A 13,942-nucleotide genomic window follows, 5' to 3' on the forward strand; every position below is an offset into this window, starting at 1 on the left:
CGGTCCTGTTCAATCCTCATCAAAGCGCAGTGTCCCGGGCGTCTCATCCGAGGCGGCAAACGGGGCGTGCTGACCGTTTTGCTGCGCCTCCTGCGCTTCACGTCCATTCCGGGCACTTTCGCTGACACTTTCCGGCCAGGACTTGCGATTGCGCACGCCCAGCGCGTTGAGCCTGCCGGCCTGAGCGATCAGACTGCCCTGCCCATCACGCAGACGGTTCATCGCCTGACGATGGCTTCCGGCAGCGCGTTCAAGCTGGGTGCCCACCTCTTCCATGCTGGTCACGAAACCGTGGCACTTTTCCAGCAGCTTCTCGGCGCGCGACACAATTTCGCGCGCGTTGTCGTTCTGGCGCTCCAGCCGCCACAATCCCGCCACCGTGCGCAGGCTGGCGAGCAGCGTCGAGGGGGTGACCAGCACGATATGGCGATCAAAGGCTTCATGAAAGAGTCGATCATCATGCTCGAACACGGCAGCAAAGGCCGGCTCGATGGGCATGAACAAAAACACCATGTCCGGGGCATTCAACCCCGGCAGACGCGCGTACCCCTTGTCGGACAGCGTCTCGATATGGCTTCGCACCGAGCGCAGATGACGACGCATGGCCTGCTCGCGGGCGGCATCACTGTCGGCCGCCACGACCTCCCCCCAGGCGGTGAGTGACACCTTGGCATCGATGATCAGATGACGCGATTCAGGCAGATAGATCACGGCATCCGGCCGTGAGCGGCCCTGATCATGGGTCAGCACCACCTCGCGCTCGTACTCGATGCCCTGTCGCAGCCCGGAACGCTCCAGTACCCGCTCCAGAATCAGCTCACCCCAGTTGCCCTGCGACTTGCTGTCGCCCTTGAGCGCGCGGGTCAGGTTGCTGGCGTCCTCGCTCATCTGGCGGTTGAGCCCGGCCAGATGATCCAGCTGGGTCGCAAGCTGAGTGCGGCCTTGCTGCTGCTCACCGTGCAGGGTTTCAAGACGGGCGCGAAACTGTTCGATCTGTTCGCGCACCGGCGTCATCAGCGCACTGACGCTCTCCTGGCTGTGGCGGGAAAACTGCTGCTGGCGCTCATCAAAGATGCGCCCGGCCAGGCGCTCGAATTCATGGGTCAACTCCTGACGCGCGTTGCCCAGAAGGCTCAGACGCTCCTCGAAATGGGCCGTGTCGCGCTGTTTTTCCACTTCCAGGCGCGTGTAGCGCTCGCGGTAATCCGATAGCGCATCAGCCACTTCCGCCAGCCGATGTTCGCGCTGGGACAACTGCTGACGCAGCTCCTGGGTATGGTTCTGCTCACGCTCAAGCAGCGCCTCGCGCTCGGCCAGCATGCGCTCGGTGTCGCCCACCTGCTCGCGCAGACGCTCAAGATCATCTTCAAGCGTTACCACCAGCGCGCTCTGATGACGACTGCGCCACCACAGGGCAATGGCCACGGCAATGGCAAGAACCATCACCGCAAAAGAGATCGGCAACGCACTGTTCATGGGCACTTCCAACGAATCATGAAAAAAGCCAACGGGTCATGGGGGATTTCGACAGGCCAGAGTCACCTCAACGAGGGCCAAGCTTAACCGAGCCCCGAAGGCCGTGCACCCGTGACAGGATGACCAGACAGGGCGGCTTGATTAGCAGGTGCTGTATGCACAACGACGAGTCGGCGTCTACGCTTGGAGTCACGATTTTCATAGCGGCCTAATCATGATCCCGGCTGCTGTCAGAAATCCGACTTTCAAGGAGGTAGCCTTTCGATGGAAACGATTCAACTCCCCAACAGTGATCTCAAGCCTTCACGCATTGCGCTCGGCACCTGGGCCATCGGTGGCTGGAAATGGGGCGGCACTGATGAAAAGCAGTCGATCGCGACCGTTCAGAGCGCCATTGACCGCGGCATCACCTGCATCGATACCGCCGCCGTCTATGGCTTTGGCGAGTCCGAACGTCTGGTCGGCAAGGCCCTCAAGGAAGGCGGCATCCGCGACAAGGCCGTACTGGCCACCAAGTGCGGTCTGAACTGGAACGATGACGGCCCCTATCGTGACGCCAGCCGGGCCCGCATCGAGCAGGAAATCAACGACAGCCTCAAGCGGCTGCAGACCGACTACATCGATCTGTATCAGCTGCACTGGCCGGACCCGACCGTGGATATCGAGGAAGCCGCCACGGTGCTGCGTGAACTGAAGGACAGCGGCAAGATCCGGGCCGTGGGCGTTTCCAACTTCTCGGTCGAGCAGATGCGCGCTTTCCAGGAGATCTGCCCGCTCTCCACCATGCAGCCGCCCTACAATCTGTTTGAGCGTGACATCGAAGGCGATATTTTGCCGGCCATTGTCGAAGACGGCGTGGGCACCCTGACCTACGGCGCCCTGTGCCGCGGTCTGCTGTCCGGCAAGATGAACCGCGAGACCACCTTCGGTGGCGACGACCTGCGCAACAGTGATCCCAAGTTTCAGTCGCCGCGCTTTGAGCAGTACATCAGTGCCGTTGAAAAGCTCGACGCCTACGCTCAGGAGCACTACAACAAGCGCGTCCTGCATCTGGCCCTGCGCTGGCTGCTCGACCAGCCCGGCGTCTCGGTCGCCCTCTGGGGCGCTCGCCGTCCGGACCAGCTCGACCCGGCCAATGAAGTGATGGGCTGGTCGCTCAACGATCAGGCCATGCACGACATCGACACCATCCTCAAGGAATGCATCACCGACCCGGTCGGGCCGGAGTTCATGGCGCCGCCGACGAGGAACGAGGCGTAAGGCGACATGAAGGTCTTGCTGGACAGGATGGCGCCGCCGACGAAAAACGAGGCGTAAGGCGACATGATGATTCACTGTCGCATTGTGTCGAGAGTGAATCATCAGAATCTGCCGGACAGGTTCAATCAAGCAGTGCACGACCCTTGAAATACTTTCCCGACGACCGCAGGTCATGGGAAGACACAGACAGACACCACCAAAGGATTGGGGGAGACACATGAGTCAGGATCTAATGGGCGTTCGCGTCGCCATTATGGCCACCGACGGATTTGAAGAGTCGGAACTTGCCGTACCCAAGGCGACCCTTGCCGCCGAAGGCATCGAGGTGCATATCGTCTCGCCCGAGCGTGGCACGATTCGTGCCTGGGCCGAAACGCAATGGGGCGAAGACTATCCCGTTGACAAGAGCCTTGATGAGGTCAGCGCGCATGACTATCAGGCGCTGGTGCTACCAGGCGGCGTCCTCAACCCCGACAATCTGCGCACCAACGAAAAGGCACTGACCTTTGCCCGTGACTTCTTCAAGGAAGGCAAGCCGGTCGGCGCCATCTGTCACGCGGCCTGGACGCTGATCAACGCAGGCGTGGTCGACGGGCGTCGCATGACCTCGGTACCGGCGCTGCGCAAGGATCTGGAAAATGCCGGCGCCAAATGGGAAGACAGCGAAGTCGTCTGCGACAGCGCCTTTGTCACCAGCCGTCTGCCGAAGGATCTGGACGCGTTTTGCAGCAAGCTGATCGAAGAAATTCATGAAGGCCGTCATCGCAGGCAGCACGCGTAAGACGAGCACGGTATCTACCCTTTACTGTCCAGAATAAGGAGTGTTCTGACATGAGCGAATTGAAAGGCACAAAGGTGGCCATTCTTGCCACCAACGGCTTTGAAGAATCCGAACTGTCCTCGCCCAAAAAGGCGCTGGAAGCCCAGAGCATCGAAGTACATGTGATCGCGCCCGAAAGCGGCAATATCACGGCATGGGCCGAAACCGACTGGGGTCAAAAATATCCGGTCGACAAGACGCTCGACGAGGTCAGTGCCGATGATTATGACGCGCTGATGCTGCCGGGTGGACACTTCAATCCGGATACCCTGCGCACTGATGAAAAGGCGCTGAGCTTTGTGCGCGACTTCTTCAAGGCCGGCAAGCCCGTAGGGGCGATCTGCCATGCGCCCTGGATTTTGATCAACGCTGAAGTGGTCGATGGTCGTCGCCTGACGTCCGTGCCCACCATCGCGCAGGATCTGAAAAATGCCGGCGCCCAGTGGGAAGACAGCGAAGTCGTCTGCGATAGCGCGCTGGTCACCAGCCGTACGCCGAAGGATCTCAACGCCTTCAACAGCAAGTTGATTGAAGAGATCAAGGAAGGGCGTCACCGCAAGCAGCACGCCTGATGCCATGAGATTGCGTGCTGCGCGCACGGATCGAAAATCCATGGATCAAGATATCTGCCGGCATCTCCAACGAGATGCCGGCTTTTTGTTCGAAACCCCTTGCAACGAGCGATGCCAGATCCTTTCTGCCGATTTAGACCCCCGCCCTACCGGGCCACATGATGTCGCCTCATGCCAACGTGAATGCAACCATTTGCCCCGGCATCCATCGAAAAACAGGAACACATGACAGGACGTCATCGATGCATATTGTGTTATTGGCCTTATCGCTGATTCTGGTCGCCGCCGGCAGCGGCATACTGGCGCGTTTCATGCCCCGCCTGCCCCTGCCCATTTTACAGATCGCGATAGGCGCCCTGCTGGCCTGGTTGAATACGCCGCTGAATATCAATCTGGAACCCGAAACCTTCATGCTGCTGTTTGTGCCGCCGCTCCTGTTTGCAGACGCCTGGCAGTTTCCTCAGCGTGAACTGACCTCGCTGCGCCATCCCATCATTGCGCTGGCCGTGGGACTGGTGCTGTTTACCGTGGTAGGCGCAGGGTTTCTGATCCACTGGCTATTGCCCAACCTGCCACTGGCCGTGTGTTTTGCGCTGGCCGCCATTTTGTCGCCTACCGATGCCGTGGCCGTCTCTGCCATTTCCGGCAGGCTCGGCGTGCCGCCCCGCCTGATGCACATTCTTGAAGGCGAATCGCTGATGAACGACGCATCAGCCCTGGTATCGCTCAAGTTTGCCGTGGCCGCCGCCATGACCGGCGCCTTCTCGTTTGGACAGGTCAGTCTGCAGTTTGCCCTGATCACCCTTGTGGGCGTGTCGGTCGGTGTTGCGCTGGCATTTCTCTTCTCGACCATCCGTCGCAAGCTGATCGACAAGCGCGGCACCGAGTCGTCGACCGAAATTCTGCTGGTCATGTTGATGATCCCCTTTGCGGCCTACCTGATCGCCGAGCATCTGGAAGGCTCCGGCATTCTGGCCGCCGTGGCCGCCGGCATTACCATCAACCGCACCGAGCTCAAGCGTTACGCTCAGACCCGCACGCGTATGCAGATGAATCATTTCTGGGAGATCCTGACCTTTTTGCTCAATGCGATGGTGTTTTTGCTGCTGGGGCTACAGCTGCCGGACATCATCGGCGGCGCGATCGAGGTCTCTCTCAACAACGCCCGCAGTTTCAGTCTGGCCGAACTGGTGTTCTATGTGGTCGTGATCTCGCTGGCGCTGATGCTGCTGCGCTTTTTCTGGATCATGGGCGCGGTCTATCTCTCGAGGCTGTCCTCACGACGGCGGCGCAGTGCGCACGTGCCTCTTTCCAGCGGCATCATGGCGGTCGGTACACTGGCCGGCATTCGCGGCACCATCACGCTTGCCGCAGCGCTGTCGCTGCCGCTGGCGTTGCCCAGCGGCGAGGCCTTTCCCGGTCGCGAACTGGTGATCTTTCTGGCCACCGGCGTCATCCTTTTTACCCTGTTGCTGGGCAGCGTTACCCTGCCGCTGCTGCTCAGGCGCATGGATAAGCCCGACGACAGCTGGCGCGACGAAGAGGCCCGTTCGGCACGCCACGCCGCCTCGCTTGCCGCCATCGAGGCCATCGAAAGCTGGTACCACGATGCACAGGCGCGTCATGATTCGGAGCTTGAACGCTCGGTGCTGACCGAGACCAGCGCGCGAATGATCAGCTACTACCGTAACCTGATGACCATCAACGACAAGCGCTCGAGTTCCGAGCGTCACGAGTACGATCAGCGCTTTTCCCGCGAAATGCGCCTGACGGCCATACGCGCCGAGCGCCGCGAGTACTATCGGCTGCGCTCGATTCACCAGATCGATGACGATACCCTGCGCCGCCTGGTGCGCGAACTGGATCTGGTCGAGATGGCGCTGACCCCACGAACCAGACGCTGATCCCTGCCGCGGCCGACAGCGCTCCGCTGTCGGCCGCCTCCGTGTCGTGCCGGGAAATACGCTATGCTGGCCTGCCCCGTCACTCATGACGTCCTCTCAGGCCAACCGATAAGCTGACCCCATGGATGCCGTCTTTCTCGTACTGATACTGCTGTTGGTGGCCTCTGCCACCGGTGTGGCTGCCCGTTTTCTGCCCGCACTGCCCACGCCTCTGGTGCAGATTGCCTTTGGCGCTCTGCTTGCCCTGCCGGGCATCAATCTGAACGTGGAGCTCGAACCCGAACTCTTTTTGCTGGTGTTCATCGCGCCACTGCTGTTTGCCGATGCCAGACGCTTTCCCCAGCGCGAATTCATGGTGCTGCGCGGGCCGATACTGGCACTCGCGCTGGGCCTGGTGCTGTTTACCGTGCTGGGGGTGGGCACTTTCATCCACTGGCTGTTGCCTGCTCTGCCCATGCCGGTCTGCTTTGCACTCGCTGCCATTCTCTCCCCCACTGACGCCGTGGCAGTGTCCGCCATCTCGGGGCGATTGCCGGTGCCGCCTCGATTGATGCGCATCCTGGAAGGCGAGTCGTTGATGAATGACGCCTCGGGTCTGGTGGCCTTCAAGTTTGCGGTCGCCGCGGCGTTGACCGGCACCTTCTCGGTGATGGAGGCCACGCTGGGCTTTTTCGTGATTTCCGTTGGCGGGCTTTTGGTCGGCGCTGCGATCGCGTTCGTGTTCAACGTGATCCGCACGCGTCTGATCGAGCGCCATCTGGGCGAAGGCTCGACCATTCAGATTCTTTTGCTGTTGCTGCTGTTGCCCTTTGCCGCCTATCTGCTGGCCGAGCACTTTGGCATGTCCGGCATTCTGGCAGCAGTGGCCGCCGGCATGGTCATCAACCGCACCGATCTAAAGCGTGAGCATCAGATCAACATGCGCATGCAGACCAAAAGCGTCTGGGAGATGCTGGAATTTACCCTCAATGCCCTGGTCTTTCTGCTGCTGGGGTTTCAACTGCCGGACATCGTGGGCGGGGCGCTGGATCATTCGCTGCATGACGTGGGCGATTACGAGTTCCTGCGACTGCTGGGCTATGTGGCGGTTATCTCGATCGCCCTGTTGCTGTCGCGCTTCGTCTGGATTTTGAGCGCCACCTGGCTTCAGCGACTCTTTTCGAAAGAACACCGGGCGGCCATCTCGATGCGGGTGATGCTGGCAGCCACCCTTGCCGGCATCCGTGGCACCATCACGCTTGCCGCGGCGCTGTCGCTTCCCCAGCTGATGAATGATGGCACGCCCTTCCCCGCACGCGAGCTTTTGATCTTTCTGGCCACCGGCGTGATCATGTTCACCCTGATTACCGGCAGTATCGGCCTGCCGCTGGTACTGAAAAATCTGGATCTGCCCCGGGATACCCACGAGTTCGAAGAGGAGCGGCGCGCCCGGATCGCGGCGGCCGAGGCAGCCATTCGGCGCATCGAGGACTTTCACCATCAGCGGGCGGAAGCCATCGCCCGCGAAGACCATAGCGAAGCGTTCATCATTGCGTTCAACGACATCAGCTCACAACTAATGACCTGGTATCGACAGCGTCTTGAGCTGGGAGACACCACCCTGCCGACACCCAGGCTCGAGGCCATTCGTTCACTGGAGCGTGAAACCCGCGTGGAAGCCCTGCGCGCCGAGCGTCGCGAGTACTACCGGCTACGCGGCAGACACCACATCAACGATGACGTGCTGCGAAAACTGGTGCGGGAAGTGGATCTGGCCGAAACGGCGCTGACTGGCGATACCGGCCACGCCCATCACTGAGGCCTGACCGCCCCATCGTCCAGGCGAGGTGGGGTGTCATGCACGAACGTGTCGATATCATCGAGTATCGGCCCCAGCCAGCGCAGGGGCCAGGCCAGTGCCGCGATCAGCGTCACGTGGCTGGTATGGTCGGCATAGTCTTCGGTCACCGCCACCCCATGAGCCCGCAGAGCCCGCGCCATGCCGGCCGTATTGCGAATCGGGTTAACCGTGGTATCGCGATGCGAGGCCATCAGCAGTGCCGGCGGTGACTGATCGCTGACATGCGCGATGGGCTGGGTTTCCTGTGCGGTGTTGGGCCAGTCAAAGACGGGACGCGCGTCCTCATTGGTGATCGGCAAAAAGTCATAGGGTCCTGCCAGCCCGATCCAGCCCGAAAGGATTGAGGGAGACAGCGACTGCGCGGCCAGCCAGCGCGGGTCCAGCGCGACCATGGCCGCGTTATAGGCTCCGGCGCTGTGGCCCATGATAAAGAGCCTTTTGGGGTCTCCCCCGTAACGGGCAATGTGACGATAGCTCCATGCCAGTGCCTGTGCCGTATCCTCGACAAAGCCGGGATAGCGCACCTCGGGGTAAAGGCGGTAGTCCGCCACGACCGCAACGATCCCGCGGGAGGCCAGTGCCCGGCCCACAAAGCGATAGTCTTCACGCGCGCCTTCACGCCAGGTGCCGCCGTAGAAAAACACCACCACCGGTGCCTGGCCCTCGGCGCCCTTCGGCCGGTAGATGTCCAGATGCTGGTGCGCCGCCTCGCCGTAAGCGATCGATTCAAGTTGCTGCGTCTGCCCGGCAGGCGTCAGGGCATTGATGGCGTCTACTCCCGAACAGCCGACCAGCGTCGGCAGCCACAGCAGCAAAAGCCACCATCGCCATCCCTTTCGGGGTTGAGCATGTGTCATCAAAATTGGCGCGCCACCTCATAAAAGCGTTGCAGCGTCTGCTCGGAAGCCGAACGAGTACGCCGGGATACCGCGACAAACAGCGGCAGATTGAGTAAAAGCCCCCAGAAGCCGGCATGCACGCCGAGCGGGTTGGGCCAGATCACGGTCAGGGCAAACGTGACCGCAAACCCGGCCAGAAGGCCTGCCATGACGCCGCTGCGGGTCGCGCCAAACCAGAAGAACATGCCGATGAACGCCGGCAGCACCTGGGCGGCAAACCCCAGCCCGACCAACAGAATCATCACCAGATTACCGGGTTCGCTGATCGCCAGTACCGCCACCAGTGCCAGCACGGGAAAGAGCATCCAGCGCGCCAGACGAGCGGTGAAGGCGTCCTCAAGACGCAGTGCCGGTTGCAGGACATCACGGGTGATCGACAGTGCCACCGAATGGATAAAGGGCTCACACGATGACATTGCTGCTGCCAGTGTGCCCGCCCCCAGTAGCCCGGTCAGCCAGGCCGGCATGGTCTGCATTGCCATCTCCAGTGCCACCGTATCGGCCCGGGACAGGGTCGGCAGCGTAAAGATGCCGATAAAGCCCACCACGACCATGGGCAAAATGACCACATAGTAGGTGGGCAGCCAGGTGGCGCTGCGACGGATGGTCTCGCGTGAGCGGGCACTCATCCACTGCGTCCAGACCGGCGGCAGAAAGGACAGCATCGAAACAATGATCGAGGTCGTCCAGAAGGCAAAACCCATGTTGCCACTGGCCCCCGGCAGCGTCATGAACTCGGGACGCTCGGTCGCCAGCCGCTCAAAGAGCGCCCCGGTCGTCCAGCCGCCCGTGAAATCGTGTACCGCCCAGATGCCCACCAGCCAGGCCACAAACAGCATGAGCCCGCCCTGAAAGGCATTGGTCATGCCGATCGCGCGCTGACCGCTGATGTAGAGATAACTGCCCATCACCCCGAGTACCACCAGTACGCCGGCCCATATCGGAATCAGGCCATTGCTCATGACCCCCAGAATATAGGCGGCCCCCATGGTCTGAAGCACCGCGTAGGCCAGTGTGCCGATGGCCATGACCAGAGAGGCCAGAGCCCCCAGCGCCGTACTTTCAAAGCGATCACGAATGGCACTGGCTTGGGTCACATGGCCAAAACGTGCGCCCAGCGTCCACACCTTGGGGCCAAAATACCAGGCCACCACGGCCAGATAGGAGAGATAGATCACCACATAAAAGACCGCCACACCCCGCGAGAACGCCCAGCCCGGTGCCCCCATGAAGGTATAGGCACTGACACTACCAGCCCCTATCAACAGATAAAGCATCATGGCGTTCATGCTGCGCCCGGCAACGCCCCACTGCTCAAGCGCAGTCATCGCATGGCCGCGGCGGGCACGAATGCCAAGCCACAGCGCCAGTGCTATATATAAAAGAGTGAGCCCCAGCGGCATCATGCCTGTCATGGTTTCCGGGGCTCCTCTGATGACGGATAATGCCCGGCCTGCGCTGCCTCGCTGTCGCCTCTGGGCAGTCGATTGCCCAGCGCCATGAGTGCCACGCTTGAAAAGACAATGACATAGCTCCACAGCGCCATCAGCGGCAGACCGGCCGCAACGACCGGGCGGTTAAACAGCGTGATGATCGGCCAGCAGCCCACCGCCAGCAGCAGCAAAAACGCCACCAGCAGCCAGCGCGCGCAACGACTGCGGGGCATGATGACCCGGGAGCGCAACTTTTTGGCGTCCGGGCCGATAGTATGATTCGTCATGTCCTGTCCTGATGTGACGACCCATGGGGCGGGCCATGTCAACCCAAAAAGAGGCGAAGGATAACAGTGTGATGCCACAGCATGTAACAATCATCACTTTGATCACATCTTCCTCCTCACACCAGGGTATGCTTGCGCCCCATAACCATTATGTGCCGATGTTTTCATCGGGACCGACCGTCTACCCGGGACAGGTAGCATGATCAACGCAACAGGAGTTTCAATGCGACACGCATTCAGGCCAACGCTTACCACGCTGGCACTGGCCACCCTGATGGCAGGATGCGCCAGTTCCGGGTCTTCATCTTCAGGCTATTACGCCACGGCGCTGACCAACATCAGCGGCGCCAAAGTCAATCTGACGGGCAACCGTCTGGATGCCTGGGTCGGTTGCAACCATCTGAGCGCCAACGCCCGTCCCGACGATGCCCGGCTGGAAGTCGGCGAGATCGCCTCGACCAAAATGGCCTGTCAGCCGTCGGACGATCGTCGCGAGCAGGTACTGGCCGAATTCCTCAAGCGCGGCCCGAAGCTCGACAAGACCGGTGACATGTGGCTTCTGCGCGACAACGTTCACGCCGTGGTCGTTCACACCAATACCGACCCGCAGCTGACGCATGCCAGCTTCGGCCCGAACCCGGCAGGCGCGGATGCCAGCGCCACCGAAAGTGCCCTGGCCATGGATCGCGCCATCGAGCGCGAAACCCGTGAGCAGTCGGCCAGCCAGCCGGCAAGCCGCCCGCAGGCACAGCCGGTAGCGGTCACGCGCACGGCACCGGTCCAGACAGCTGCCGCCACACCGACGCCGCAACCTGAAGCCGCTCCGAAACCGGCAGCGCCGCGTCCGAAAATGGCGTTCTACAGCCAGGTAAATGCCGGCGCGCCGGTCACACACGTCAGTGCCCGTGCCGTGGCCCAGGCCCCGGCGACCGAACCGGTCACCACGGCTCCCGAACGTACGCCTATCGGCCTCGACAGCCAGATCCGTACCGGCAACACGGTCGCCCCTGCCCCGGTTAACACGGTGGCTCAGGCCCCGGCGGCCGCACCGATCAATACGGCTTCCGAGCGTGCGCCCATTGGCCTCGACACTCAGATCCGCACCGGCAACACGGTCGCCCCTGCTCCCGTTAACACGGTGGCTCAGGCACCCACTGCCGAGCCGATCAATACGGCTTCCGAGCGTGCGCCCATCGGCCTCGACACTCAGATCCGCACCGGCAACACGGTCGCCCCTGCTCCCGTTAAAACGGTGGCTCAGGCACCCGCCGCCGAACCGATCAACACGGCTTCCGAGCGTGCGCCCATCGCATTGAATGACGAGATCCGCACCGGCAGCGTCGTGGCAGCAGCGCCTGCTTCGGCGGCAGCACCGCAGGCACCCGTGCAGAGCGCACCGGTTCAGGTGGCCCAGAGCCGTCCGGCACCGCGCGCCGCGACCACCATGGCGCTGGCACCGCAGGAAGCCATTCAGGCCACTCACATGACGCAGGTAGAGACACCGACACTGGCACAGCAGTCGCCTCGTCTGGACCTGTGGCAGCAGATGGGTGCCGACAGCTGGCTGCTGGCCCCCCAGCAAAGCCCGCAGGAAAATGCGCCCTGGCAGCCGGCCGTCGAAACCTCGCGTCTTGCCTGGTTTGCCAGCCTGCTCAAGAGTGACACCACGGATAACCTGCCTGACATGACCGTGACCGCACCGCGTGATATTCACTCCTACGCGATCCGGGAAAGCAATCAGTGGGTACTGTATTCGGGTGAGCCGATCGGCCAGGCACAGGAAAAGGTGCTGTCCGACGAGCAGCATCAGAAAACGGCGGCACCCGAGCTGACCGACCGCGACGCCCTCAAGGACAAGAGCATCATCACGACCTCGCGTCTGGATGAAAGCGCACTGGAACGCGGCGTACGCGCCACCACGTCCCGTGCCCTGAACTGGCTGAGCACTCGCTGGCAGGCCTGATCCTCCCGTGTGACCCGCGTCTCGACATCCGGCCGACAGTCTCTACACTGTCGGCCGGTCTTTTTTTATCGGCATCACGCCTTTTCAAACGATATTGATCAGCGCATTACCACAGGGTTGTTTCATGTCCACTGATTTCATCTGCCCCTGCTGCAGCGGAAACCATTACGAACACTGCTGCGGCCCGCTTCACCGCGGCGAGCAGGTCGCCGCCACGCCCGAAGCCCTCATGCGCTCGCGCTATAGCGCCTTTGCACTCGGCGGGCTGGGGGAGTATCTGTTCAGCACCTGGGCCGACAACGCCCCGGGACGACCGCCACAGGACGCCGCCATGCTCAACGTGCGCACCGTGGACTGGCAGCGTCTGGACATTATCCAGACGAGCGCGCACGGCGCTCAGGGCATGGTCGAGTTCAAGGCGTGGTATCTGGAAGACGGCTTTGAACACGTGCTGCACGAGCGCTCACGCTTTCGCCGCAGCGCCGGGCGCTGGCGCTATGTCGATGGCGCCATCGACCCGCCCGCCATGGCCCGCGCCGGGCGCAATGATCCCTGCCCGTGTGGCAGCGGCAAGAAGTACAAGAAGTGCTGTGCAGATCAATAAAGTTGGCAAAAGCGGGCGTTGTTTCCCAGAATTGAACCCCTCTCAAAACTCATTACCGACGATTCGGAGTTGGCTTGGACCATCCCAGCGGCAACACCCAGCGCCTTGTGACCATCGCAGCTCGATGTGGTTACACCGCCAAGGGCATGATTTATATCACCATTGGCTGGCTCTCGATGATGGCCGTGCTGGGCATGGGCGGTAGTAACGGGGGCTCCACGGAAGCCATCAATAAACTGGCCACCCAGCCCTTTGGCAGCGTGCTCATTGCCCTTCTGGCTGTCGGGCTTTTCGGCTATACCGCCTGGCGTCTGGTACAGGCGTTTTTTGATGCCGAAAACAAGGGACGCGACTGGAAAGGCATTCTGACCCGACTGGGCTATGTGCTCAGCGGGCTGATCTACGCCGGCGTCGCCATCAACTGTGTCGAATTACTGCTTGATAGCGGTGGCGGCTCAAGCTCCACCAGCAGTCAGACCCGCACCGTCATGGCCCACCCGGGCGGCATCGTGGCGATCTTTCTGGTCGGGCTCGGCTTTCTCGGGGTAGGACTTCGCCAGATCTGGCGCGGCTGGAATCACAGCTATAAAAAGAACTGGCACTTGAACGAGATGACCCGTACCCAGCGTCTGATTGCAGCCAATGTGTCACGAGTGGGGCTGACGGCGCGCGGCATCGTGTTCATGATCGTGGCCCTTTTTCTGTGCCTTTCGGCCATCAATACTGACCCCGACGATGCCCGCGGACTGGGCGGTGCGCTGAGCGCCGTCGCCGAGCAGCCCTTCGGTCCCTGGCTTTTGTCATTGGTCGCTCTGGGCCTGATGGCCTATGGCGGCTACTGCCTGGTCAATGCCCGCTTTCGCAACGTGAATGCCTGAGCTCCC

General features: G+C 61.6%; 12 protein-coding genes. 8 read left to right on the forward strand and 4 right to left on the reverse strand.

Going from position 1 to position 13,942, the window contains the following annotated elements; all coding sequences use genetic code 11:
* Window positions 1–9: 9 nt before the first annotated feature.
* The gene (gene rmuC / locus ACUN8C_RS13420) at window positions 10–1,476 is read right to left on the reverse strand and encodes a DNA recombination protein RmuC (RefSeq protein WP_445619664.1); all 1,467 of its coding nucleotides are present in this window, start codon (window positions 1,474–1,476) and stop codon (window positions 10–12) included.
* A 264-nt stretch (window positions 1,477–1,740) separates the two neighbouring features.
* Between rmuC and ACUN8C_RS13425 the strand changes: the two genes are divergently transcribed.
* From ACUN8C_RS13425 to ACUN8C_RS13445, 5 genes are all read left to right on the forward strand, one after another.
* Complete coding sequence (locus ACUN8C_RS13425) at window positions 1,741–2,736, forward strand: aldo/keto reductase (protein ID WP_445619665.1); 996 nt, start codon at window positions 1,741–1,743, stop codon at window positions 2,734–2,736.
* Between the two features lie 217 nt (window positions 2,737–2,953).
* On the forward strand, window positions 2,954–3,517 hold the full coding sequence (locus ACUN8C_RS13430) for a type 1 glutamine amidotransferase domain-containing protein (protein ID WP_445619666.1): 564 nt from the start codon (window positions 2,954–2,956) through the stop codon (window positions 3,515–3,517).
* A gap of 50 nt (window positions 3,518–3,567) precedes the next feature.
* Complete coding sequence (locus ACUN8C_RS13435; RefSeq protein ID WP_445619667.1) at window positions 3,568–4,128, forward strand: type 1 glutamine amidotransferase domain-containing protein; 561 nt, start codon at window positions 3,568–3,570, stop codon at window positions 4,126–4,128.
* Between the two features lie 242 nt (window positions 4,129–4,370).
* The gene (locus ACUN8C_RS13440; protein WP_445619668.1) at window positions 4,371–6,032 is read left to right on the forward strand and encodes a Na+/H+ antiporter; all 1,662 of its coding nucleotides are present in this window, start codon (window positions 4,371–4,373) and stop codon (window positions 6,030–6,032) included.
* Between the two features lie 121 nt (window positions 6,033–6,153).
* The gene (locus tag ACUN8C_RS13445) at window positions 6,154–7,830 is read left to right on the forward strand and encodes a Na+/H+ antiporter (protein WP_445619669.1); all 1,677 of its coding nucleotides are present in this window, start codon (window positions 6,154–6,156) and stop codon (window positions 7,828–7,830) included.
* Here the strand turns inward: ACUN8C_RS13445 and ACUN8C_RS13450 are convergent.
* Genes ACUN8C_RS13450 through ACUN8C_RS13460 form a run of 3 tightly spaced genes read right to left on the reverse strand, consistent with a single transcriptional unit; the run spans window position 7,824 to window position 10,491 of the window.
* On the reverse strand, window positions 7,824–8,729 hold the full coding sequence (locus ACUN8C_RS13450; RefSeq protein WP_445619670.1) for an alpha/beta hydrolase: 906 nt from the start codon (window positions 8,727–8,729) through the stop codon (window positions 7,824–7,826). The genes ACUN8C_RS13445 and ACUN8C_RS13450 overlap by 7 nt on opposite strands.
* A complete protein-coding gene (locus ACUN8C_RS13455; protein ID WP_445619671.1) occupies window positions 8,729–10,186 on the reverse strand; it encodes a sodium:solute symporter family protein in 1,458 nt (485 codons plus the stop codon). Before ACUN8C_RS13455 ends, ACUN8C_RS13450 begins: the two co-directional genes overlap by 1 nt.
* On the reverse strand, window positions 10,183–10,491 hold the full coding sequence (locus ACUN8C_RS13460; RefSeq protein ID WP_445619672.1) for a hypothetical protein: 309 nt from the start codon (window positions 10,489–10,491) through the stop codon (window positions 10,183–10,185). The genes ACUN8C_RS13455 and ACUN8C_RS13460 overlap by 4 nt, the downstream gene beginning before the upstream one ends.
* A gap of 223 nt (window positions 10,492–10,714) precedes the next feature.
* Here ACUN8C_RS13460 and ACUN8C_RS13465 point away from each other — a divergent pair, with 223 nt between their 5' ends.
* The 3 genes from ACUN8C_RS13465 to ACUN8C_RS13475 all read left to right on the forward strand — a co-directional run bounded on the left by ACUN8C_RS13465 (window position 10,715) and on the right by ACUN8C_RS13475 (window position 13,936).
* Window positions 10,715–12,454 (forward strand): META domain-containing protein, encoded by a 1,740-nt coding sequence (locus ACUN8C_RS13465; protein ID WP_445619673.1) that lies wholly within the window; start codon window positions 10,715–10,717, stop codon window positions 12,452–12,454.
* 124 nt (window positions 12,455–12,578) lie between these two features.
* Complete coding sequence (locus tag ACUN8C_RS13470; protein WP_445619674.1) at window positions 12,579–13,058, forward strand: YchJ family protein; 480 nt, start codon at window positions 12,579–12,581, stop codon at window positions 13,056–13,058.
* A gap of 74 nt (window positions 13,059–13,132) precedes the next feature.
* Window positions 13,133–13,936: a DUF1206 domain-containing protein gene (locus ACUN8C_RS13475; protein ID WP_445619675.1), complete on the forward strand. Its 804-nt coding sequence runs from the start codon at window positions 13,133–13,135 to the stop codon at window positions 13,934–13,936.
* Window positions 13,937–13,942: the final 6 nt, after the last annotated feature.

It is taken from the genome of Kushneria sp. Sum13 (genome assembly GCF_052692355.1).

Coding starts and splice junctions, on each gene's coding strand:
- rmuC (WP_445619664.1), bottom strand. CDS start 1,476: ATGAACAGTGCGTTGCCGATCTCTTTTGCGGTGATGGTTCTTGCCATT.
- ACUN8C_RS13425 (WP_445619665.1), top strand. CDS start 1,741: ATGGAAACGATTCAACTCCCCAACAGTGATCTCAAGCCTTCACGCATT.
- ACUN8C_RS13430 (WP_445619666.1), top strand. CDS start 2,954: ATGAGTCAGGATCTAATGGGCGTTCGCGTCGCCATTATGGCCACCGAC.
- ACUN8C_RS13435 (WP_445619667.1), top strand. CDS start 3,568: ATGAGCGAATTGAAAGGCACAAAGGTGGCCATTCTTGCCACCAACGGC.
- ACUN8C_RS13440 (WP_445619668.1), top strand. CDS start 4,371: ATGCATATTGTGTTATTGGCCTTATCGCTGATTCTGGTCGCCGCCGGC.
- ACUN8C_RS13445 (WP_445619669.1), top strand. CDS start 6,154: ATGGATGCCGTCTTTCTCGTACTGATACTGCTGTTGGTGGCCTCTGCC.
- ACUN8C_RS13450 (WP_445619670.1), bottom strand. CDS start 8,729: ATGACACATGCTCAACCCCGAAAGGGATGGCGATGGTGGCTTTTGCTG.
- ACUN8C_RS13455 (WP_445619671.1), bottom strand. CDS start 10,186: ATGACAGGCATGATGCCGCTGGGGCTCACTCTTTTATATATAGCACTG.
- ACUN8C_RS13460 (WP_445619672.1), bottom strand. CDS start 10,491: ATGACGAATCATACTATCGGCCCGGACGCCAAAAAGTTGCGCTCCCGG.
- ACUN8C_RS13465 (WP_445619673.1), top strand. CDS start 10,715: ATGCGACACGCATTCAGGCCAACGCTTACCACGCTGGCACTGGCCACC.
- ACUN8C_RS13470 (WP_445619674.1), top strand. CDS start 12,579: ATGTCCACTGATTTCATCTGCCCCTGCTGCAGCGGAAACCATTACGAA.